Annotated in this window: 23 protein-coding genes; 12 read left to right on the top strand and 11 right to left on the bottom strand. The window is 46.4% G+C overall.

Annotated features, from left to right (window positions below; translation table 11 throughout):
• Window positions 1–55 precede the first annotated feature (55 nt).
• Window positions 56–1,117: a protease SohB gene (sohB, locus tag AACQ79_RS05045; protein ID WP_026028277.1), complete on the top strand. Its 1,062-nt coding sequence runs from the start codon at window positions 56–58 to the stop codon at window positions 1,115–1,117.
• 64 nt (window positions 1,118–1,181) lie between these two features.
• On the opposite strand, the gene rrtA is transcribed toward sohB, so the two are convergent.
• Window positions 1,182–1,775: a rhombosortase gene (gene rrtA, locus AACQ79_RS05040; protein WP_170898660.1), complete on the bottom strand. Its 594-nt coding sequence runs from the start codon at window positions 1,773–1,775 to the stop codon at window positions 1,182–1,184.
• Between the two features lie 3 nt (window positions 1,776–1,778).
• On the opposite strand from rrtA, the gene AACQ79_RS05035 reads away from it, so the two are divergent.
• Window positions 1,779–2,387, top strand: a complete 609-nt coding sequence (locus AACQ79_RS05035) for a tRNA-uridine aminocarboxypropyltransferase (RefSeq protein WP_170898658.1) — start codon at window positions 1,779–1,781, stop codon at window positions 2,385–2,387.
• Window positions 2,388–2,436: 49 nt separating this feature from the next.
• Here AACQ79_RS05035 and AACQ79_RS05030 read toward each other — a convergent pair whose 3' ends face one another.
• The 3 genes from AACQ79_RS05030 to AACQ79_RS05020 form a co-directional block, all read right to left on the bottom strand.
• Complete coding sequence (locus AACQ79_RS05030; RefSeq protein ID WP_170898656.1) at window positions 2,437–3,762, bottom strand: anti-phage deoxyguanosine triphosphatase; 1,326 nt, start codon at window positions 3,760–3,762, stop codon at window positions 2,437–2,439.
• 58 nt (window positions 3,763–3,820) lie between these two features.
• Window positions 3,821–4,405 (bottom strand): 5'-deoxynucleotidase, encoded by a 585-nt coding sequence (gene yfbR, locus AACQ79_RS05025; protein ID WP_026028390.1) that lies wholly within the window; start codon window positions 4,403–4,405, stop codon window positions 3,821–3,823.
• A gap of 121 nt (window positions 4,406–4,526) precedes the next feature.
• The gene (locus tag AACQ79_RS05020; protein WP_170898654.1) at window positions 4,527–5,741 is read right to left on the bottom strand and encodes a pyridoxal phosphate-dependent aminotransferase; all 1,215 of its coding nucleotides are present in this window, start codon (window positions 5,739–5,741) and stop codon (window positions 4,527–4,529) included.
• 217 nt (window positions 5,742–5,958) lie between these two features.
• On the opposite strand from AACQ79_RS05020, the gene AACQ79_RS05015 reads away from it, so the two are divergent.
• The 6 genes from AACQ79_RS05015 to menE all read left to right on the top strand — a co-directional run bounded on the left by AACQ79_RS05015 (window position 5,959) and on the right by menE (window position 13,259).
• Window positions 5,959–7,266 carry an isochorismate synthase gene (locus AACQ79_RS05015; RefSeq protein ID WP_013856429.1) on the top strand — a complete coding sequence of 436 codons (1,308 nt, stop codon included), beginning with the start codon at window positions 5,959–5,961 and terminating at the stop codon, window positions 7,264–7,266.
• Window positions 7,263–8,978 carry a 2-succinyl-5-enolpyruvyl-6-hydroxy-3-cyclohexene-1-carboxylic-acid synthase gene (gene menD, locus AACQ79_RS05010; RefSeq protein ID WP_170898652.1) on the top strand — a complete coding sequence of 572 codons (1,716 nt, stop codon included), beginning with the start codon at window positions 7,263–7,265 and terminating at the stop codon, window positions 8,976–8,978. The genes AACQ79_RS05015 and menD overlap by 4 nt, the downstream gene beginning before the upstream one ends.
• Window positions 8,968–9,756 carry a 2-succinyl-6-hydroxy-2,4-cyclohexadiene-1-carboxylate synthase gene (gene menH / locus AACQ79_RS05005; RefSeq protein WP_170898650.1) on the top strand — a complete coding sequence of 263 codons (789 nt, stop codon included), beginning with the start codon at window positions 8,968–8,970 and terminating at the stop codon, window positions 9,754–9,756. The genes menD and menH overlap by 11 nt, the downstream gene beginning before the upstream one ends.
• Before the next feature lie 45 nt (window positions 9,757–9,801).
• The gene (menB, locus tag AACQ79_RS05000) at window positions 9,802–10,668 is read left to right on the top strand and encodes a 1,4-dihydroxy-2-naphthoyl-CoA synthase (protein ID WP_170898648.1); all 867 of its coding nucleotides are present in this window, start codon (window positions 9,802–9,804) and stop codon (window positions 10,666–10,668) included.
• Window positions 10,669–10,761: 93 nt separating this feature from the next.
• Window positions 10,762–11,760 carry an o-succinylbenzoate synthase gene (gene menC / locus AACQ79_RS04995; protein ID WP_170898646.1) on the top strand — a complete coding sequence of 333 codons (999 nt, stop codon included), beginning with the start codon at window positions 10,762–10,764 and terminating at the stop codon, window positions 11,758–11,760.
• Window positions 11,751–13,259: an o-succinylbenzoate--CoA ligase gene (gene menE, locus AACQ79_RS04990; protein WP_105976345.1), complete on the top strand. Its 1,509-nt coding sequence runs from the start codon at window positions 11,751–11,753 to the stop codon at window positions 13,257–13,259. Before menC ends, menE begins: the two co-directional genes overlap by 10 nt.
• Here the strand turns inward: menE and AACQ79_RS04985 are convergent.
• The 4 genes from AACQ79_RS04985 to AACQ79_RS04970 all read right to left on the bottom strand — a co-directional run bounded on the left by AACQ79_RS04985 (window position 13,206) and on the right by AACQ79_RS04970 (window position 16,896).
• Entirely contained in the window at window positions 13,206–13,916 is a 711-nt protein-coding gene (locus AACQ79_RS04985) for an SDR family NAD(P)-dependent oxidoreductase (RefSeq protein ID WP_094128939.1), read from the bottom strand. The two genes, menE and AACQ79_RS04985, sit on opposite strands and share 54 nt — an antisense overlap.
• 5 nt (window positions 13,917–13,921) lie before the next feature.
• Entirely contained in the window at window positions 13,922–14,320 is a 399-nt protein-coding gene (locus AACQ79_RS04980) for a thiol-disulfide oxidoreductase DCC family protein (RefSeq protein ID WP_170898901.1), read from the bottom strand.
• Window positions 14,321–14,418: 98 nt separating this feature from the next.
• Window positions 14,419–16,290: an MFS transporter gene (locus tag AACQ79_RS04975; protein ID WP_170898644.1), complete on the bottom strand. Its 1,872-nt coding sequence runs from the start codon at window positions 16,288–16,290 to the stop codon at window positions 14,419–14,421.
• A gap of 9 nt (window positions 16,291–16,299) precedes the next feature.
• Entirely contained in the window at window positions 16,300–16,896 is a 597-nt protein-coding gene (locus AACQ79_RS04970) for a TetR/AcrR family transcriptional regulator (protein ID WP_170898642.1), read from the bottom strand.
• Window positions 16,897–17,074: 178 nt separating this feature from the next.
• Between AACQ79_RS04970 and AACQ79_RS04965 the strand changes: the two genes are divergently transcribed.
• Complete coding sequence (locus AACQ79_RS04965) at window positions 17,075–17,944, top strand: Tim44 domain-containing protein (protein ID WP_094125660.1); 870 nt, start codon at window positions 17,075–17,077, stop codon at window positions 17,942–17,944.
• Between the two features lie 57 nt (window positions 17,945–18,001).
• Here AACQ79_RS04965 and AACQ79_RS04960 read toward each other — a convergent pair whose 3' ends face one another.
• Window positions 18,002–19,069, bottom strand: coding sequence for a PLP-dependent cysteine synthase family protein (locus AACQ79_RS04960; RefSeq protein ID WP_129532630.1), 1,068 nt, complete (start codon window positions 19,067–19,069; stop codon window positions 18,002–18,004).
• Between the two features lie 119 nt (window positions 19,070–19,188).
• Here AACQ79_RS04960 and AACQ79_RS04955 point away from each other — a divergent pair, with 119 nt between their 5' ends.
• Window positions 19,189–19,650 carry an Lrp/AsnC family transcriptional regulator gene (locus AACQ79_RS04955; RefSeq protein ID WP_129532629.1) on the top strand — a complete coding sequence of 154 codons (462 nt, stop codon included), beginning with the start codon at window positions 19,189–19,191 and terminating at the stop codon, window positions 19,648–19,650.
• Window positions 19,651–19,669: 19 nt separating this feature from the next.
• On the opposite strand, the gene tesB is transcribed toward AACQ79_RS04955, so the two are convergent.
• The gene (gene tesB / locus AACQ79_RS04950) at window positions 19,670–20,530 is read right to left on the bottom strand and encodes an acyl-CoA thioesterase II (RefSeq protein ID WP_129532628.1); all 861 of its coding nucleotides are present in this window, start codon (window positions 20,528–20,530) and stop codon (window positions 19,670–19,672) included.
• A 146-nt stretch (window positions 20,531–20,676) separates the two neighbouring features.
• On the opposite strand from tesB, the gene AACQ79_RS04945 reads away from it, so the two are divergent.
• Complete coding sequence (locus AACQ79_RS04945) at window positions 20,677–21,108, top strand: YbaY family lipoprotein (protein WP_047687881.1); 432 nt, start codon at window positions 20,677–20,679, stop codon at window positions 21,106–21,108.
• Between the two features lie 100 nt (window positions 21,109–21,208).
• On the opposite strand, the gene AACQ79_RS04940 is transcribed toward AACQ79_RS04945, so the two are convergent.
• On the bottom strand, window positions 21,209–21,511 hold the full coding sequence (locus AACQ79_RS04940; RefSeq protein ID WP_170898640.1) for an MGMT family protein: 303 nt from the start codon (window positions 21,509–21,511) through the stop codon (window positions 21,209–21,211).
• A 69-nt stretch (window positions 21,512–21,580) separates the two neighbouring features.
• Between AACQ79_RS04940 and AACQ79_RS04935 the strand changes: the two genes are divergently transcribed.
• A complete protein-coding gene (locus tag AACQ79_RS04935; RefSeq protein WP_170898638.1) occupies window positions 21,581–22,324 on the top strand; it encodes a hypothetical protein in 744 nt (247 codons plus the stop codon).
• Window positions 22,325–22,385 lie beyond the last annotated feature (61 nt).

The raw sequence follows: 22,385 nt of genomic DNA, 5'->3' as shown, positions 1-22,385 counted from the left end.
CTTCGTGACAAGGTGGTTACAATACACCAAATCAAAACCTATGAGGATTAGGACGTTGGAATTTTTATTGGACTACGGCCTATTTTTGGCCAAGATTGCGACAATCGTCGTCGCTCTTGTTGTGCTATTGGTCATTGTGAAATCGGTGGGCGGAAAAAACAGCGCGCAGAAAGGCGAGCTGGAAGTAGTGAATTTAACCGAGCGTCATAAAGAAATGGTCGAGCAGATGGAACACCATCTGCACGATGATGCTTTCTTGAAGGCTCGCGATAAAGCAGAAAAGAAAAGCGAAAAAGAGAAAAACAAAGCACGTGACAAAGCGATCAAAAAAGCGGCCAAAGAGGGCGCGCTAGATACCAAACGTGAACCGCATCTCTTTGTCTTGGATTTCAACGGCAGTATTGATGCCAAAGAAGTGAGTTCGCTACGCGAGGAAGTGACCGCCATTCTCGCCGTTGCTCGTCAAGGTGATGAAGTGTTGCTGCGTTTAGAGACTGGCGGCGGCATGGTGCATGGTTATGGTTTGGCTTCTTCGCAGCTCGATCGCATTAAAGCGGCTGGGTTACCCCTAACCATCGCAGTTGATAAAGTGGCCGCCAGCGGTGGTTATATGATGGCGTGTATTGCTGATAAAATTGTGGCCGCTCCTTTTGCGATTGTTGGATCCATTGGCGTTATTGCACAGTTGCCTAATTTCAATAAACTGCTTAAAAAACATGACATTGAATTTGAACAATTGACCGCAGGTGAATACAAACGCACGCTGACTATGTTTGGTGAAAACAGTGATAAAGCGCGCGATAAGTTCAAGCAAGAACTCGAAGAGACCCACGAACTGTTTAAAGATTTTATCCGCGAGCATCGCCCAGCGCTTGACCTTGAGAAAGTGGCCACTGGTGAACACTGGTTTGGGACTCAAGCTCAAGAGCTCGGTTTAGTTGATGAGATCAAAACTTCTGACGACTTAGTGGTTGCTGCGTGTAAAGATAAAACGGTACTGGCAATCCATTATGTGCAGAAGAAAAAACTGACTGATAAATTGGCTGGTGTTGCGGGCGAAGCGGCTGATAGCGTGCTTCTGAAATTGATCAGTCGCGGTCAACGGCCAATCGTTTAGGTTAGGTGCGTCTTTCTCGAAGCAGGCAGATTATTTTTCGGAGAGTATTAAGCGGAGAAGTACGTTACTTCTCCGCTTTTTTTGATCTCAGCCATTCACCGATGGCGAGTATCAACCCGGCCAACATGCCTGCTAAATGCGCTTCGATAGCCACGCGTGCATTAATAAGCTCACTGGTGTTACTTGAAGCGCCGAAAATTTGCTCCCAGACAACTTTGACAATAACACCAACCACCAACAGCCAACTGCTGCGACGCCCTTGCAGTGCTTCTTGCAGCGCCAAATAGGCAAACATTCCATGGAGCGCGCCTGAAAGGCCGACATAGACTTGCATACGGCTCAAAAAAAGGCTAACGCCTACCATCAGGCTGGTTGCCAGAAGGCTGATTAACCATTTTTTACTGCTCGGTTGAAACACCAAATGGATAATCCACAGCCCTGCGAGGTTCATACCAAGGTGCGTAAAGTTGGTGTGTGTGAAATTTCCTGTTAGGATCCGCCACCATTGGCCCGCTTCAATGGCAGGCCGATTCCACGCACTGAGGGCGGCCAGTGGCGGCCATTGCAACCCCAAGCAGACCAAGCTGATAGCAAGTAGTGCAAAATAACGATTTTTTTGATGGTTTATGTTTAGTAAGCAAAGGCGAAAGTAATTCACGTTATGTCTCGATACTGTTCTCAATGTGGTAAAGCGCGAAAAGCCTGCATCTGTTCTTTGATCGTACCGCTTTCCTCGTCGGTCGAGCTTATCATTCTTCAACATCCGACAGAAGAACATCGCCCAATGGGCACAGCCCGAATTCTCGATTTATCTTTAGCGAATTGCAGGCGCTTTGTTGCTGAAGATTTTAGCCAGCACACTCAGCTGAACGAGTGCTTAGCTGAGCCGGATGTGCTCAACTATGTACTTTACCCGCATGAGACTGCGCAGCCCGTGTCGGCTATGAATATCAATGCTGATACCAGAAAAGTACGAGTTATTTTACTCGATGGTACTTGGAAGAAAGCGTATAAAATGTGGCAACTCTCGAGCAATTTACATTCGCTACCGTGTTTGCACTTGCCGACCGATCTCAAAGGCAATTATCGCATTCGCAAGGCACCGAGTGAAAACAGCTTATCAACTGTTGAAGCTGGTTTTCATATCTTGTCATTGCTTGAGCCTCGGCAAAGTTTTCAACCGCTCCTTGATGCTTTTGATGCGATGGTTGCCTTTCAAATTAGCCAAATGCCAGCTGGGGTTTTTAAGCAAAACTATATCAGCGAGTAACCGCTATATCAGTGAGTAATGATGGCAGAAGCTACCACTCAACCAGCCATTAATAGTGATTATGAGCTGAGAACAGTTGTTGATGGAGCCTTTGCGCATAGCCATCGGTCATAGCCGAAATATAGTCACAGATAACGCGCATACCATCGTTTTCATTGGTTTGGGCTTGCCACTTACCGCGCGTTGTTTCTGGCAGTAAGCGTTCAGGATCGGCGCTTAGCGCTTCAAACAGATCCATGATGATCTGCTGGCCTTTGTATTCAAAACGCTGCACTTGCGGAATTTGAATCACATATTGGTTCACAAATGATTTCAGTACTTCCAGCGCGGCGGCCATATTGGGTTCTAAATAGGCGTTGAAGGCGAGTAGCTCATTCTCAAAATGCGCATCAACGGCTTGAATATGAATACTAGTCAGTAGTGCATTAACAATCCCGCCAATCGCATCTTTACGACGGTAATGTTTGCCTGCAAACAGCATTTCACTGATGGAAGCAATGTGTTCTTCAAACCACGCATCACCGCATTCGGCCAGTTTCGAGGCCGCGGCCTCTTGCCACTGTTGGCGAGTCACCATGCCAAGTACGATGGCATCTTCTAAATCGTGCACGCCGTAGGCAATGTCATCGGCCAGCTCCATGATTGAGCAATCGAGTGATTTAAAGCGAGTCTTGTGATGTTGATAAGGCGTTGCGGGCTGACCACGCATTTGACTGAGTAGGGCTTTATCTTGCGCAGAGAGCGGCTCCGTTACCCAAGAAAAAATCGCGTGATCGCAATCGTATATTCCCTTAGCAGGCGACCACTCTTTAGCTTTCAACTGACGCTGGTGAGCGACTGCATTGGGTTGCTGTACGGCGCGAGTTTGGCTCAGCAGCGCAGGGTATTTTAATAACCCTAGCACAGTGCGGCGTGACAGGTTCATGCCATGGTGTTCGGTGTAGGGCTCTAAGCTGGTTACAATTCTAAAGGTTTGCGCGTTGCCTTCAAAGCCGCCGTGATCGCGCATCATATAATTGAGCGCCACTTCGCCGCCATGACCATAAGGAGGATGGCCGATATCATGCGCTAGGCATAAGGAATCGATCAAACTATCCGAAGGCAGCAAATCACGAAACTCAGGTTGTTTGAGTTTAATTTGCGCCACTATCCCAGTGCCGAGTTGCGCAGCTTCTAAGGAGTGAGTGAGACGAGTGCGATGGAAATCATTCAGGCTAGTGCCATGTACTTGAGTTTTGGCTTGCAAGCGACGAAATGCCGCAGAGTGAAGAATACGCGCCCGATCGCGTTGGAAGGGGCTACGGTGATCATCGCGGCGGATTTTATGCTCATCATCTTGGCGTTCAAGCCATTTGGGGTCAATGGATATATCCATGCCATCTCCTGCAGTACATTTATGTTTTTCAAACACTTAACAAGTAACTTAGCGTGAGTTAGCTGATCTCGTCCAGCGTTAATTCGAAACTAGGGGCAAAGGTATTGAGAAAATACTCCATCTCAGGTGTATGGCGATCTCGTAAGGTGACGTCTAAACGTTTTTTGGCCAGCGCATATTCATGGTTGCCCGCGCTGAGCTCTTCTAAGCATTTGAGATAGGCGCAGAGTGAATCTGCCTGTTTGACTATCGCCACATCTTCAGGGTGCGCGGCGTCTGAAACGAGATATGGAGCAAAATCCTCACGCAGCTCTTCAGGCAACATCGAGAGCAGTTTTTGTTCGGCGGCGGCTTCTATCTTTTTGTATTCTTTCGCAATATCGGGGTTGTAGTATTTAACTGGTGTCGGAAGATCGCCCGTCAACACTTCACTGGTATCGTGGTACATACCTAAAATCGCAATCCGTTCAGGGTTGACCTTGCCGCCAAATTTTTTGTTTTTGATTACGGCTAAAGCGTGAGCGACAAATGCCACTTGTAGGCTGTGTTCAGAGATATTTTCACTGGAGATGGATCGCATTAAAGGCCAGCGTTGAATTAACTTCATTCGGGCTAAGTGAGCAAAAAAGTGACTCTCTTTCATTGCAATAAACATCCTTGCTGTGTCGGGGGCTAAGAGAAAAATTGGCGATTAAAAGAAAACGGGCGCACTTTTAGTATCGAAAAGTGCGCCCGTTTAGCATATGGAAGTTTACGTCAGAATGCTACTGACTGTAGGTCGATAAGAAACGCTCGAAGCGGCCAATGGCAATTTCCAAATCTTCAATATGCGGTAAGGTGACAATGCGGAAGTGATCCGGTTTTGGCCAGTTAAAGCCCGTTCCTTGAACCAATAGCACTTTCTCTTGTTTTAAGAAGTCGAGCACCATTTTTTGGTCATCTTTAATGCTGTACATTTTCGTGTCGATTTTCGGGAACAGGTACATGGCTCCTTTAGGTTTGACACATGAAACGCCGGGGATTTGGTTGATGAGTTCCCACGCGCGGTCGCGCTGTTCGAGCAGTCGGCCGCCGGGTAAAATCAGCTCGTTGATGCTTTGATAGCCGCCTAATGCGGTTTGAATCGCATGCTGCATGGGCACGTTGGCACACAAACGCATTGAGGCAAGCATTTCCAAACCAGCCACATAACCTTTTGCGATGTGTTTTGGCCCGGTAAGGAACATCCAACCGCCTCGGAATCCGCACACACGGTACGCTTTCGACAGGCCGTTAAAAGTGACCATTAAAACGTCATCAGCTAGCGTTGAAATAGGCGTATGGGTTGCACCATCGTATAAGATTTTGTCATAGATTTCGTCGGCGAAAATGATCAATTTATGCTTGCGTGCAATCTCAACAATTTCCAGCAGAAAATCACGGTTATAGACAGCCCCTGTTGGGTTGTTGGGGTTTATCAATACAATACCGCGTGTTTTGGGCGTGATTTTACTTTTGATGTCGTTGAGATCAGGGTACCAATCGGCTTCTTCATCACACAAGTAATGCACGGCAGTGCCACCGGAGAGGGCGACCGAAGCGGTCCATAATGGATAATCAGGAGCAGGGACAAGCATTTCATCGCCATTATTAAGCAGCGCTTGCATCGCCATCACGATAAGCTCTGAAGCACCATTACCGATGTAAACATCTTCTATATCTAGGCTACGCAGCCCTTTTTTCTGGTAGTGCTGCACCACGGCTTTGCGCGCGGAATAGATCCCCTTTGAGTCGCAATAGCCTTGTGAAGTAGGCAGATTACGGATCACATCAACTAGGATTTCATCTGGGGCGTCAAAGCCAAATGGGGCGGGGTTACCAATGTTTAACTTCAGTATTTTATGCCCCTCTTCCTCCATGCGTTTAGCATGTTTGAGTACAGGACCCCTAATGTCATAGCAGACATTGTCGAGTTTTGACGACATCCCGATATTTTGCATTGTATAATTCCTGAAAAATAAATAATTTCTTTATTAAACTACACTAAATTGATGTTTGATAGAATAAAAATCTGCCACTGTGCGCTTTTAGGATACAGATGAAGATGCCCGTTATCACAGGAATCTGCAAAAGATAACTCGTAACCTTGATTTCGTTTCCCTCTCTAAATAGAGTAGCCGTCAGTAGAGCCCGTGTCTCAATGTTTTCGAGGTCGATTTGTCGCATTTTCATCAAGCTATTGCTCGGTTAATCGAGCAAATAAACGACGCGAAGGATGATGACGTTCGTTTTGTACAAATACTGCAAGAAGCTCCCCCTTTCGCGCCAATTGATTGGCTTGAAGCGCAACCCATTTTCCCTAAATTTTATTGGCAGTCACGCGATACGCGCGAAGAAGTCGTGGCATTAGGTCAGCTGTATACTTTTTCTGAGGCTGAACCTGCCTACGCTATTCTTGGTCAGGAGCAGCGAGTTTGGGGTGGACGTTCTTTTGATGGGCATACGGACAAAAATCGCCGTTGTCTATCCTCATTCTTCTTTTTACCGCAAATTGAGCTGATTTGCTGTGATGGTCAATGGTCATTGGCGGCGAATATTACCGCTGAACGCCAACGAACCTTGGTCGCACTGCATAAACTGCAACTTGAAGTTAGTCCGTTACGTGGTATGACGTCACATATAAAACAGGTCACCCATCAACCTAATGAGGTGAAGTGGCAGCAGTTGGTCAATCAAGTGCTTGAGGGAATTGATCATCAAGCGTTTAAGAAAGTGGTACTCGCGCGGCAAACGACACTCAGTTTAGATAAGCCGTTAAGCGCGGCGCAGTTGCTTAAGGCAAGTGCGGCGCACAATCATCACAGTTTTCATTTTTTATTAGCATTTGATCAAAAACACAGCTTTATGGGGTCGACACCTGAGCGTTTGTACGCTCGTCAAGGGCAGACTTTGTATACCGAAGCGCTGGCGGGAACTATAGGTCGGGGAGAAAATGCGAGCCAAGACATGGAGTTATCTCATTGGCTTACTCAAGACAGTAAAAATCTTAATGAAAATCAATATGTAGTGGATGACATTATTGAACGGTTAACGCCTCATTCTGAAAGGGTTGATGTTGAACAGGACGTCCGTTTAGTGCGTTTGCGCAAAGTGCAACATTTAAAACGGGGTATCCATGCGCAGCTGAAAAAGGGTGTGAATGGTGTGCAACTGCTGAACGCGTTACAACCAACCGCGGCGGTGGCTGGCCTGCCGCGCAAAGCGGCGATGGATTTTATTCAGGCTAATGAGCCTTTTGCACGTGGTTGGTATGCCGGCTCAGTCGGTTATTTTAGCCATCAACAAGCGGAGTTTTGTGTGGCGATTCGCAGCGCTTTGCTGGTGGACAATCAGGTCCAACTGTTTGCCGGAGCGGGCATTGTTCCAGGTTCAGTTGCTGAGCATGAATGGCAAGAGTTAGACAAAAAAATGGCAACCTTACTGAGTTTGATCAGCGACCATTTTCCTCTAGGAGTGGCGTCATGAAGCATGACCAAGCAGTGCTGAACCGAATTTGGAGCCAAACGCTACTTGAGGAGCTTACTCGACTTGGGGTGCAAGAGATCTGTATTGCACCAGGTTCACGCTCGACACCCTTGACCTTAGAGGCGGCCGCCAATCACAAGCTTTCAATCCATACTCACTTTGATGAGCGTGGGCTGGGCTTTCTTGCTTTAGGTCTTGCTAAGGCGAGCCAAAAACCAGTTGCGGTGATTGTCACTTCTGGCACGGCGGCGGCTAATTTACTGCCAGCGATTGCTGAGTCACACCTCACGGGTGAAAAACTCGTTGTACTCACGGCTGACCGGCCCGTTGAGCTCGTGGGATGCGGTGCGAATCAAGCAATCAATCAAGTAGGTATTTACTCATCACATGTCACCCAGGCGGTGAATCTACCCAGTCCATCGACAACTATCCCATTGACTTGGTTGTTAACCACAGTGGATGAGTCCATGGCCAACCAAGATCACATGGGTGGCGCAATACATATTAACTGTCCCTTTCCCGAGCCACTTTATGCCGAACATGATGTAGATCTTTACGCGGACTATTTGGCTGTGATTGAAGCGTGGCGTCAGCGTGAGCAAGCATTCAGCTCTCGCCAGTACCAAACCGAAACCAAAACGTTAGATGATGGTGCATGGCTGAGTAAAAAAGGGCTGGTGATTCTTGGTTCGTTGACGTTAGCTGAAGCGAAGAAGGCCAAGCATTTTGCCAACAAACTCGGCTGGCCAGTCTTATGTGATCCACAATCAGGCGTGAGCAGCGAATGGGCGCATTTTGATTTATGGTTGCAAAATGCGCGAGCACGTGAGCTGCTTAGTGAAAGTGAGGTGGTGATCCAATTCGGTTCACGGCTGGTCTCAAAACGGCTTACTCAATGGCTAGCTAGCCATGCTCACATGGGTAACGTGCAGTATATTTACGTTTCACCCCAAATGGCACGTAATAATCAAAACCATCTGATGCAACAGCAGTTTGTCACTGATATTGCGTGCTGGGTCGATCGGCATATTGGTAAATTAACGGCTTTAGGTGCGGCGCAAGCGGGTTGGTCGGATCGGATAAAAAGTGTGGCGCAAGAGATTGCCCAACTGGCTAAATTACATTTGAACGGTGACTCTTCCATTACAGAGATTGGTTTAGCGCTCGATATGGCCGAGCGTAGCGAAGGGGCCGACCTATTTATCGGCAACAGTTTGTTCGTCCGTTTAGCCGATATGTTTGCTCAAATTGAGGGACGTTCGGTTTACTCCAATCGAGGCGCTTCGGGCATTGATGGCTTAGTGGCAACCGCCGCAGGAGTACAGCGAGCCAATCATAATCCAATGTTGGTATTTATTGGTGACACGTCATTGCTGTATGATCTGAATTCTCTAGCTCTGCTTAGCCAAGTCAGCACGCCTCTGGTGCTGGTGGTGGTGAATAATGATGGTGGCGCTATTTTTGATCTATTACCCGTTCCCAAAACGCACAAAACCGCCTTGTACCAAATGCCCCATGGCTACCAATTTGAACACGCCGCACGGCAGTTTCGTTTAGGTTATGCTTGTCCGCAAACCTTATCTGCTTATCAAAGCTTGGTCCGTGAACATTTACAACAGGGTACTGGCACCTTATTGGTTGAAGTGACCACGCCGTCTGGGCAAGCCGGTGAGCAAATCACACAATTTACCCAGCAAGTCTATGCTTTGTAGTCGTTTTTATTGCAGCACCACCACAGGTTCGACGTCGGTAGAGCCTGTGGTGGTTTTTCTACATGGTTTACTAGGCAGTGGGCGAGATTGGTCGAAAACGGCGGTTTTCCTTTCGCCATACTCGCAATTATGGATTGATCTTCCCGGCCATGGCGGTAGTCAGTCTCTCTTATGTGATGATTTTGATGAGTGCTGCGCTCACATTTCTGCAACCGTGCTTAAGCAGCTTGGCGAAAAAACACCTATCGTATTGGTGGGCTATTCACTTGGTGGAAGGCTGGCAATGTATGGCGTGGCGATGCAGCGTTTTTCGGCGTTGAATATTCAAGGTCTGATCGTTGAGGGTGGCAACTTCGGCTTGCAGAGTTCTTTTGAACGTGAGCAACGATTGAAAAATGATCACCATTGGGCACATCGTTTCCAAACTGAGCAGATTGAGCGAGTTTTGGTCGATTGGTATCATCAACCCGTTTTTTCTTCATTAAATCATGAGCAAAGACAAACTTTAGTCACTCAACGCAGTGCTAATCTTGGGGTGGCAGTGGCTCACATGCTACTTTCGACTTCATTGGCAAAGCAACCTTATCTGCTCGCACAACTTGAGCAAGTCGCATTGCCAATGGTCTATGTTTGTGGGGAGAAGGACAGTAAGTTTGTTCAGCTGGCACAACAAAGCGGTTTCGAATATCGCCAAGTGCGGGCTGCGGGGCATAATGTCCATTATGAGCAGCCCGAAGTATTTGCTCATCTTATTCAAGAGTTTATCAGCCAATGCTAACGCGTTGGTTCAAAAACTATAATTAATAGAACAATGGAAAGCACCATGGCTAAAACAGTCGGTATTACTGAACAAGAATTGTATGCACCAGTCATCTGGAGTGACTGCAGCGCCGAATATGAAGATATTCACTATCACAAATCGCAAGATGGCATTGCCAAAATTACGATTGCCCGCCCTCAGGTGCGTAATGCCTTTCGCCCACAAACGGTTAAAGAGATGATCAGTGCGCTGGCCGATGCGCGTTATGATGAGCAAGTTGGCGTGATCATTCTAACTGGTCTTGGTGAAGCGGCATTTTGCTCTGGTGGCGATCAAAAAATTCGTGGCGACTACGGCGGCTATCGTGATGAGTCCGGTACGCATCATCTCAATGTGCTCGATTTCCAACGCCAAATTCGTACCTGTCCGAAACCTGTAATTGCGGCGGTTGCTGGTTGGGCTGTCGGTGGTGGCCATGTGCTGCATATGATGTGCGATTTAACTATAGCGGCAGAAAATGCCCAGTTTGGTCAAACAGGGCCCAAGGTGGGTTCATTCGATGGTGGATGGGGTGCGTCTTACATGGCTCGTATCGTTGGGCAGAAAAAAGCGCGTGAAATTTGGTTCCTTTGCCGTTTTTATGATGCTCAAGAAGCGTTGGACATGGGGCTGGTCAACACGGTTGTGCCAGTAGCTGATTTAGAAAAAGAGGCGGTTCGCTGGTGTCGTGAAGTATTGCAGCATAGCCCTATGGCGCTGCGCTGTTTGAAAGCAGCGCTCAACGCAGATTGTGACGGCCAAGCAGGTTTGCAAGAACTGGCGGGTAACGCAACCATGATGTTCTATATGACAGAAGAGGGGCAAGAAGGGCGCAATGCCTTCAATGAAAAACGCCGCCCTGATTTCAATAAATTCCCTCGTAATCCTTAAGCGTAAAATCGGCTCAAATCATCCATTTTCCGTGATGATTTGGGCTAGTGGTCTCAATGAACAAAGTCGAATATCGAACAAAAGGTTGAAATTATGCGCAGCGCAATACTGTATCGCTACTGTTTACCGATGGATAGCGGCGTTATTCTCCGCAATCAGAAGCTGGTAGAACGTGAAGGTCTGATTATTGAATTACAAGATGATCACGGTTCAGCGTTGGGTGAAGTTGCCCCATTACCCGGTTTCAGTTTAGAGTCACTTGAGCAAGCACAGCAGCAGTTAATAACGCAGCTTCAGCTTTGGGTTAGTGGTGAGCTTATTACCTATGATGATCTTTTTCCTTCTGTTGCCTTTGGTTTGTCGATGGCGGAGTTAGAGCTGGATGGTGGGTTGCCTCAAGCCGGACACTATCACGCAGCACCTTTGTGCTCGGGGGATCCTGATGAACTGATCCCGCTTCTGAACGCGCTACCGGGCGATCATAGAGTTGCGAAGATTAAAGTTGGGCTGTACGAAGCGATTCGAGATGGGATGATCGTAAATCTGTTTTTAGAATCCATGCCTGATTTGCAATTGCGTCTTGATGCTAACCAAGCTTGGACACCCGCTAAAGCTGAAAAATTTGCCCAATATGTCTCTCCTTCGCTGCGTCAACGCATTGCGTTTTTGGAAGAGCCGTGTCCATCTCCCAGTGACAGCTTGGCTTTTGCTATAAATACGGGTATTGCGATTGCGTGGGATGAAACCTTACAGCAAGCCGTTCGCCGTGCAGATTTTCAGCTAGAAGATCTGACGGGAGCGAAAGCCATTGTGATTAAACCGACCTTGATTGGCTCGGTACAGCGCTGTATCGCTTTGATTGAAAAAGCTAAAACATTAGGCATTCAAGCCGTTATTAGCTCTAGCATCGAATCGAGCTTAGGGCTTTGCCAATTAGCTCGTTTTGCGCAGTGGCAACTGCCTAATGAAATTCCGGGGCTAGATACGATTAGTTTGTTTAAAGCACAACTCGAAAGCGCATGGCCCAACAGCGCATTGCCGATACAAACGCTCGCACAGCAAACGGTGGTTTGGCAATCTCAATGCGAGTAGGCGTTTTCTTTTGCCAAAAGCCGTGGCAACAACATGCTTTGTATACGCCGCACGCGATCGCCTTGCGTACGGCGAATCAAACCTACACTTGGCAGCAGTTAGCGAACCGTATTGACGCTTATGCTTTTGCAATGCAGCAACAAGGTTTGCAGAACCAAGATGTGCTGACGTTAGTGGGTAAGAACAGCCTTGAGTTAGTGTTCATCTACCTTGCGTCGTTAAAACTTGGCGTGATCTGCGCCATCACCATGCCACAACCTGTGATGCTGCTGAAACAGAAACTCAGTACCTTATACGGAGAGAATCAACCACATTGGTTATGGTTAGGTGAAGGAGCTAAGCTTGAGGAGAGTGGGCTAACTTCATTGCTCGCTGAGGCTAACATCCAGCTTTTTACTCATGAACATGTTACTCATGAACATGTTTCGCCGCCTACGAACGCTATGGTAAACAAGGCTGAGACACAGTTTGCCTCAATCATCTTTACTTCTGGCTCTACTGGGGTTCCTAAAGCCGTTATTCATACTTTTCAGCAGCATTGGTCGTCAGCCAGTGGTTTACTTGAGGTATTTTCATTTCGTTGCCATGATACGTGGCTGCTGAGTTTACCGATGTATCATGTGTCTGGGTTAGCCATTATTTATCGCTGGCTAGTCGCTGGTGCTTGCTTAAAAGTCGGCAGCGGCGATCTCACCCAAGATATAATTCATGTCACGCATGCTTCATTGGTTGCTACTCAACTGAAGCGTTTATTAGACAGTAAAACACCACTCGCATTAACGCACGTGCTGCTTGGCGGAGGCCATATCCCAAACTATCTCGCCCAGCAGGCGGCAAAGCATGGCATTGAAACTTGGGTGGGTTATGGCATGACGGAAGCGGCTTCCACGGTCACAGCAAAACGTGTTAACGCAAGCCAGAGTGTTGGCCACGTGCTACCTAAACGGCAAGTGAAACTACAAGGCCAGCGCATTTTCATTGGCGGTGAAACCATATCCAGTGGCTATTACCAACAAGGCTTAATCACGCCTCTTATCGATGAACAAGGATGGTTCGACAGCCAAGATCTTGGCTACTGGCAGAATGATGAGCTGTGCATTATTGGCCGCGTTGATAACCAATTCATCTCTGGAGGCGAAAACATTCATTGTGAAGAGATTGAAGCGGTATTATCTCACCACCCCGATATTATTTTAGCGATGGTGATCCCTGTTCATGATGATGAGTTTGGCGCGCGCAGCGTTGCTTTGTTGCAATGCCAAACTATGCCTAAAAAAGAGGCGTTAGAGCAGTGGCTCAATGGCAGGCTTGAAAAATTTAAATATCCCATCGATTATTTTTTAATACCAAATCACTTGAGCGAAACGGGTATTAAAATATCGCGCAAGACCTTAAAAACATGGCTCACCGAACATCAGCTGCGTTATCGACCACTCAATGAGCGATCACCATTTGATGGTCTGGTGCTGCCAATCCACAAAACAGACGGGCTTATCTAACATTTCCTTTTGCTGTAGTTGATAAAGTTGCTTAGCCACAAACTCCGGTTCAAAGAGCTTATCGCTAGCCACATTATGCTGAAATGGTTTAGAAAGCGGGGTGTCGGTGGTTCCCGGATGAAACAGAATAGTTTGTGTGTTGGGATGAGTGCGAGCTAGCTCTATCGCAAAACTTTTCGTCGCCATATTTAGCGCCGCTTTACTCATCCGATAGCTGTACCAGCCGCCACTGTGGTTATCCTCTAAGCTACCTATCCGCGCGCTAAAAACCGTAATTTTTGCAAAAGATTGACGATCAATAAGTGATGGTAAATATTGAAACCAACGCACTTGGCTCAAAACGTTACATTGTAAAAGCCATTGAAAGTAAGACTCGTCAAACCTTGAGATACGCTTTTCCGGTGTATAGGTGCCGTTGTGTAGTTGCCCATTAAAAAACACAATTTGATCAAACTTATGTCCGATGTCGGCCAATGTTTTGGCAATCAAGGCCGTTGATTCGATACTGTAGTCGGTTGGAAAATGTTCGCTTGAGGATTGGGCGAGATATTTTTGTCTTGAGACGGTAACGATTTCTGGCGCTAAAGTCTGCGCTTTGAGCTCCCTTATAAAAGCTTGGGCGATGATGCTTGAGGCGCCAATAATGAGGTATTTCATTGTTATCACTCTCTGTTTTTACAAACGCCATTACGGCATTGAGCATGACTAAACCAGCGAGATATCGACATGCGATGTTTTGCAAAAAGGAGATAAATTTGGTCGCTAATCCATTTTAGGATGGGCAAGCGCGTGATGAATAACCAGCGATGTTTGTTGACTAAACGCCAAGCTAGAACGGTCACATCCAGCCCATAAAGCAGATTGCCTTGTTGGTCTAAGCCATGCAATATCGATAACGCCTTGCTTTTGTCAATAGAAGGAAAGCTGCGCATAGCATCGGCGTCATTTATGTCGATAAGCTGAACATGACCATGGTGATCGAAGGTTTTTAATGAACGCATTTCATTGCAGCATAAAGGACACTGCGCATCGAAAAAAATCACTAAAGATGGGGTACTTATATGCATGTCATCAGCCTAACAGCCCGTAAATAACATATTTGTACGTTCACTCTTCAGTATAAGATCAAGCTAGTGTTTGGTTTGCACTCAATCCCAATCTAACGCCAATCCCCCCTGAGTTCGGCGACTTTTTGTTGCATCACTTGTGTTGTTGCCTCTTTGGGGGGGACGGGCTCGCCAGCTTCAATTTCTATATGTGACCAAAAACGAGTCGGTAGCCCACAGCAGGCGCGCCCTTTGGCACGGCTAAAATAGCTTCCCCACAACCCCTTCAATGCAATGGGGATGACAGGCACAGAGCTGCGTTTTAAAATAATATCCATCCCGCGCATGAAATCGCTGATTTCGCCATCCGCGGTTAACCGTCCCTCTGGGAAAATGCAGACGATATGCCCTTCTGCCAATGCTTGTTCTACATCGTTAAAGGCTTGGCGGATAGAACCGCGACGCGTTGCGGAAATAGGTATCACGCCTACACGTTTCAAAAAGCGACGAAGTGGCGGCAAATTGGCGTAATCCTCTTCCATCACAAAACGAATTAAGCGAGGACAAACCGCGCTCAGCAACAGTGCATCCATATAGCTAACATGATTGCACACCAGCAGAGCTCCGCCCTTTTCAGGTAAGTGATGAAGATTTTTGTGGTTGACTCGATACATGGTATGCGTGAGCATCCACATTAGAAATCGCACCAAAAAGACCGGGACTTGGTAGCATAAATAGAGTGCAACAAAGCCATTAAGCAAAGCTAATATAATGAAGAACTGAGGGATCGTAAGCTCAAGAAAGCTCAAACAGACAATCCCTAATAGTGCGCTCGCCACCATAAACAGTGAGTTGTAGATATTTAAAGCGGCAATGACTTGTGCGCGTTGAGTGACTTTAGCACGCTGCTGCATTAGCGCATATAAAGGCACAATGAAGATGCCACCGCAGACGCCAATCAACAATAGAAAAAGAAACATCGGCCATAGTGATTGGTAGCTGATAAATTGATAAAAATCAGTAAATTGAGGCAGATTTTCTGGCACGGAGGTTGCCATTAAATAGCCAAATAATGTAATGCCAAAACTGCCGATAGGCACGATGCCGATCTCTATTCTATGATGCGATAATTTGTCACAGGTCAATGAGCCAGTGGCAATGCCAACAGAAAACAGTGCTAGCAAAAAAGAAACGGCGCTCTCTGTGCCATATAAATAGTGATGCGTGAAATTTGGAAATTGAGTTAAGTAGGCAGCACCTAAAAACCAGAACCAACTGATCGCCATTACGCATTGGAAAATAGTACGGTCTTGTTTGGCAATCGCAATGGTCTGCTTGGTTTGCTTAATGGGCTGCCAGCGAAAAACGAGATCGGGTGCGCAAGCAGGGGCTTGAGGAATATGACGGCTGGCTAAATAGCCTAACAACGCAAATACTACCACCGCGCCAGCGGCCACGTATTTAGTGTAGGGCATCGAGGCAATGAGCCCAGCCCCCAATGTGCCTAATAAAATCGCTAAAAATGTGCCTGTTTCCACTAACGCATTACCCGGAACCAATTCATTTGGCTTGAGTTGTTGCGGCAATAAAGCGTATTTGACTGGGCCAAAAAAGGCCGATTGTGTCCCCATCAAAAACAGTAATAACAGTAAAATGGCGTAACTCTCGGTCATAAAACCGATCGCGCCAAGACACATGATGCCAATTTCAGCCAATTTCACTTTACGAATGAAAGCGGATTTTTCGTACTTGTCAGCAAGCACACCAGCAGAGGCAGAAAAAAGGAAAAAAGGAAGAATGAATAGCCCTGCGGCAAGGTTAATAAATAAATTACTGGAAACCGGTAACACGTTCGCTCCAGCAAACGCGACCAATAGCAGCAAGACATTTTTAAAGATGTTATCGTTAAATGCGCCAAAAAACTGGGTGATGAAATACGGAAGAAATCGTTGCTGAGTCAGCAATGAAGATTGAGATTGACTCATTGATGGTCCTTATCGCGCCCAGTGATTAAGATAGTTTGAAAGTAGGTTTTCAATCAGCTCTTTCCCATCGATGGGTTCGGCGGCGAAAAATTTATCATCTACGCTTAATAAGGTAATACCATGTACGCCAGACCACAGGACTCGGCTTGCTTGCAGCACTTCTTGTTGCGAATGTTGTGGGCCAAGGATGGTCAATAAACCTTCAAGCATGGCGGTCATGTTGTCGATGCGCTCTGCTTGCCACTGGGGAAGTAGTTCGCCATTCATATTATGTTCAAAAATAAGTTGCCAGCGATTGGGGTGCAACTGAGCAAAATCGTGGTAGCAATAGGCCAATTTATACAACGCTTCTTTTGGATCGCTACACTTACCCACCACTTTTTTCGCTTGCGAAGAGAGTTCATCCAAGGTTTGAGCTACCACATGCAACAATAAAAGATTGTAACTGCCGAAGACATTGACCAAAGTGCTAGGTACGTAGCCAATCATGGTTGCGATTTTACGCAGGCTGAGCTCGTGATAAGTGTGATTTTGAAGAAAATGCTTCGCGGTCTTGAGTGTCAATGCAATCAGTTCTTCTCGGGTGTGATCGTTTCGTCTGGCCATGGTTACGTATCAATTATGAACAACGTTCGATATTCTAGTGGGGTGGTGTATAAGCGTCAACTTATGGACGGTTAATTTGCAATATTCTGATACATGTCTGCGAGAAGCAACGGTTTTCTTGTCTATCCGAAGTGGTTATGATGAGTAAGCCTCAATAATTATAACCCTAAGGAAAAACATGAAACGTTTTTTTTCCCTTGTAGCACTGCTGATGGTTGCTGTTGCGATCACACCGATAGCAGAAGCAAAGAAATTTGGCGGTGGTAAATCGTTTGGTAAAAGCTATAAAACGGCTCCAGCACCCAAACAGCAGACTCAAAAAAATGACACCATTAAGCAAGATCAAGCAGGTAAAGCTGGTTCGACCAAAAAAGGTCTGATGGGCGGATTACTGGGTGGTTTACTCGCTGGTGGTCTACTGGCGGCTTTCTTTGGCGGCGCGTTTGAGGGTATCCAATTTATGGATATTCTGATCTTCGGCCTGATTGCTTTTGTGCTCTTTAAACTGATGCGCGGTATGCTTGGCGCGAAGCAGGGTAGCATGAATCGGCAGCAGCCTGCGTTTGGTGGTGTGAATAACCGGACGGAGTTTGAACAGCCTAACGTGCACAATTTTGAACAACAGCCTCAAGCCACGGGTGGTTTTGGAGCGAATGCACACAGCGATATCCCACATAACTATCCAGCCGGTTTTGATAAGGTAGCTTTCATTAATGGTGCGCGTGAGCACTACCGTATTTTGCAAGGTGCTTGGAACCATAACCAACTTGAAACTGTTGAAGAATATGTATCGGCGAGCTTGTTTGAAGATTTAAAACAAGAGCGCGCAAAGCTAAACGGTGAACAGCACACAGATGTGATGTACGTAGACGCTGAAGTCGTTCGCGCCGATTACGATGCAATTAAAGCGCAGTTGAGTTTGCAGTTTACTGGCCGCTACCGCGATTCCGTGGAAGGCATTGAAGAAGATATTAATGATGTGTGGCATTTAGAGCGTGATTTAACCGTACCTAATGCACCTTGGTTGATTGTCGGCATTCAAGGCTAAGACTTTTCACGATGGATCCAAAACGCCCAAGTTTGTCTTGGGCGTTTTGCTAGGTCACTAAGCTAATTTAGCCGTTGTTTCAAAGGCTTCTAATTTTGAAAGATAAGGTGTTAAATCACCAATATTGCTTTTCACCCAATCGGCACAGTAATAGGTATCTAAATAACGTTCGCCGCTGTCGCATAACAGCGTCACGATGGAGCCTGTTTCACCTCGTTGTTTCATCTCACTGGCAATTTGCAAAACCCCATAAAGATTGGTTCCGGTAGAAGGGCCTGCTTTGCGGCCGAGTAGTTTTTCCAACCAATAGATCGTAGCGACACTGGCGGCATCCGCAACGGTGCGCATTTCATCGACTACGCCGGGAATAAAACTCGGTTCAACTCGTGGACGACCAATTCCTTCAATTTTGCTACCACACTGCAAGGTTAAGCTTGGGTTTCGGCTTTTGAAATAATCATGAAATACCGAGTTTTCAGGGTCGACGACGCACAGTTTGGTATTGTGTTTTTGGTAGCGAATAAAGCGGCCTATAGTTGCTGAGGTTCCGCCTGTGCCTGGGCTCATTACAATCCATGTCGGAACGGGGTGATCTTCCATTTGCATTTGGTTAAAAATACTGTCGGCAATATTGCTATTACCACGCCAGTCGGTCGCACGTTCAGCATAAGTGAACTGGTCCATATAATGACCATTCAGTTCTTTAGCTAAGCGGTGTGATTCGGCATAAATTTGATCAGAGCGATCGACTAAATGCGCTTGGCCGCCATAAAGCTCAATCTGCTCAATTTTTTTACGTGCAGTACATTTGGGCATTACAGCAATAAAAGGCAAGCCTAGTAAACGAGCAAAATAAGCTTCTGATACCGCAGTACTGCCCGATGAAGATTCAATGATAGTCGTTTCAGGGCCAACCCAGCCGTTACAGATGGCATACAGAAAAAGAGAACGGGCTAGGCGGTGTTTGAGCGAACCCGTAGGATGCGTACTTTCATCTTTGAGATAAATATCGACCCCAGCGACACAAGGCAAATCGAGCTTGATCAGATGAGTATCGGCCGAGCGTTGGTAGTCCGCTTCTATTTTTCGAATTGCGTTGTTAATCCATTGATGATCGGTGCACATGGTTCTCTCTCCATCGTTATTGTGAGGGTAATTTACCCTTAATGTGAGAGAAAAACTTTGCTATGTTGCCTGTCATTTTGTAGTTTTAGAGAAAATTATTCTCTTATTCTGGGGAAGCTATGGAGCTTGATAGAATTGATCGCATGATCCTCTCATTACTGCAACAAGACAGCACTTTGTCGCTAAATGATTTGGCTGAAGCGGTGAACTTAACCACCACACCTTGCTGGAAGCGGTTGAAAAAGCTCGAAGAATCTGGCGTGATTGCGCGGCGAGTTGCCCTGCTTGACCCAGAAAAATTAGATTTGAGTTTTACCGCGTTTGTGTTGATTAAGACCAGCGATCACTCTCACGAATGGTACAGCCATTTTGTCGTGACTGTGTCTGAGTACCCTGAGGTGATGGAGTTCTATCGAATGGCGGGTGAGTACGATTACATGATGAAAGTGTTGGTCAAAGACATGAAGTGTTTTGACCAGTTTTATAAAAAACTGGTCAATGGCGTGAAAGGGATTAATGACGTGACTTCAACCTTTGCAATGGAGTCATTGAAGTACACTACCCAATTGCCTCTGGCATAGCCTGCTCGTCCGAGTCTTGTTATTTGGTGAAGCGCATCACACCTTCTTGCACTGCTGTTGCGACTAAATCTCCTTGGCGGTTGTAAATCTCGCCACGCACTAAACCACGGGTATTGCTGGCCGTAGGGCTTTCTATTGCGTAGAGCAACCACTCATCCATTTTGAATGGGCGGTGGAACCAAATCGAATGATCAATCGTCGCGACTTGAAAGTTAGGTGTCATCAAAGAGACTTTATGAGGATGCAACGCTGTGGCTAAAAACCCCCAATCAGAAGCGTAACCGAGCAAATATTGATGGATGAGTTGGTTATTTGGCAACTCACCATTAGCGCGTATCCACAGGTACTGTTTTGGCTCCGCTTTTTGTGGTTTTAGCGGGTTAATTACGGTCACTGGACGCATCTCAATCGCTTTTTCGCCACAAAAAACCTTTTTTATTTTTTCAGGTAATAAGTGTGCAATCTGGGCTGCCAGTTCAGATTCAGAGGCAAAATTTTCAGGGCCAGGGATGTCAGGCATGGTGTTTTGATGTTCAAAACCGGGCGCTTCACCGTGATAAGAAGCGGTGAGATAGAAAATCGGCCGACCATTCTGAATGGCTTTGACTCGTCTGGTACTGAAACTGCGTCCGTCCCTTAAATTCTCAACATCATAAATGATTGGTTTTTCAGGATCTCCGGGGTAAAGAAAATAGCTATGAAATGAGTGAACAGTGCGGTCGGAATCAACCGTATAGCGAGCCGCCGAGAGCGCTTGGCCAATCACTTGTCCACCATACACTTGTGGCAGACCTAAGTTCTCGCTCTCACCTCGGTATAAACCTTCTTCTAGTTTTTCCAGTTGCAGCAAATCCAATAGTTCATTTAATGGTTTACTCATAGGCCCTCACCGAGATTCTTAATGTAATTATTATCATTGTTGACTAAGTCAATATCTTGTTAATACCAAATTGACGACCATGACAGCAGATAAAACCGAACCTATAATCATCACCTATCTAACACCATAACTGAGGTTTTATCCTTATGAAAAAGGCACTGTTGCTGATTATGTCGTCTGTTTTGGGTCTAATGCTTGTGGGTTGCCAGTCAGCGCAAAAACCAACCTCTTCCGAGAGCAATATTCAATCTATCATGGGTACGGTTTCGTACCGTGAGCGTATCGCACTGCCGGATAAGGCGCTTGTCACTATCACTTTGCAAGATGTTTCATTGGCTGATGCACCCGCTAAGGTGATCGCAAAACACCGCTTTGAAACTAACGGGATGCAAGTGCCGCTTCAGTTTGACTTGGCATTCGACAACCGAAAAATTGATGCTCGCCACCGTTACAGCGTCAGTGCTCGCATCGAAGTAGATGGAAAACTGCGCTTCATTACGGATACCCATTACGCGGTGATTACTGATGAGAATAACACTAAACGGGTTGATTTGCGTTTGGTTGGTGTTAAACAGTAGTAAAAACAGAAGCAATACTATAAAAACAGTAAAACAAGAAATAGTAAAACAGCCCTTTCCCGTGCTAGATAAGCGGGAAAGGCGCTTGACCGAAAGGGGGTTACGGGCGCCACTGGTATAATCGAAGTTTTATTTTTCCATGCTCGTTCACTTCGACGCCTTCGGCGATCAATTTCTGTCGTTGACGTGATAAATCCTCTCCTTTTAGCGAAATCTCTCCTTTGCTGTTGATCACACGAAACCAAGGTAATCGGCTGTTTTTAGGTAGGTTACCTAATGCTTTTCCAACATGTCGTGCGTAGCCGGGGTAGCCAGCTAAGCGAGCAATTTCGCCATAAGTGGTCACTTTTCCCGCGGGAATTTGATGTATAACTGCAAAAATTTGCGCTAAAAATTGGTTCATACTGACAATTCGTCCATACTAGCAGTGTCCTAGTTCGATAGTTACCAAGGAACGGTATAAGGAGAGGGCATGCTATTTTCTACCTTTCAATTTTTAATCACAACCGTGTTGGCTGTGGTTTGTGCAAGAGCCATAGGTTTAAGCGAAGGGGACATCCCTGTGTTGGCCATCGTGATCCCTGCGCTGTGGATTTTACCGCAAGGGGGCGTCGCGGGTGTGTTGTTATTGGTTGCAATGACCGCTTATGGTTTCACTTTATCTTATCAGCCAATCGCCCTTTCTGTCAGTGTTTGGGTGCTACTCCCGTTGTTGATGGTGGTCTTTTCTAAACGCAGTAGCATGGGAGTTATCTTAGTGAGCACGTTGATCGTACTGACGTTGCAAGTCGGTATCATCGTTACTCAATCTGCTGGGAAATTAGGCGGTACAGGCTGGCTTACTGTTATTCAGACTCTTTCTGTTATCGTTGTTTGGTGGTCGGTTGCGCACTGGAAACCATCCAATAAGCACCGTTGGTGGGCGTTAGGGTTACTGCTACCGCTATGGATGGCCGATTTCTCGTATGCGGTGTTAGTTGCGTTAAGCATTACTGGCATTATGGCGTCGATGGAAAGTTTAACCCAATCCAAACCAGTCGCGGTGAATTGGAATGGTTTGTTATGCTGGACACTTCCAACGGTAGGCTTTGCAAGCTTAGTCGTCTCGCCCACAAGTGACGTACCAAACCCAGTATTCGTGGTTTGGATCTGTTTACTGGCTACTGCTTGGATGACTGATTATCTACTCAAGAGCACCGAAGAGAATACCGAATGACCAGAACACAACTGAATGTAGATTAGAGCATGTTGTGGGTGAAGTTGTGACTTCATTCTTA

This window comes from Vibrio sp. 3-2(1), from assembly GCF_963887575.1.
Classification (GTDB): domain Bacteria; phylum Pseudomonadota; class Gammaproteobacteria; order Enterobacterales; family Vibrionaceae; genus Vibrio; species Vibrio anguillarum.
The sequence above is the reverse complement of the archived record's forward strand: the minus strand, read 5'-3'. Positions and strand labels throughout refer to the sequence as shown.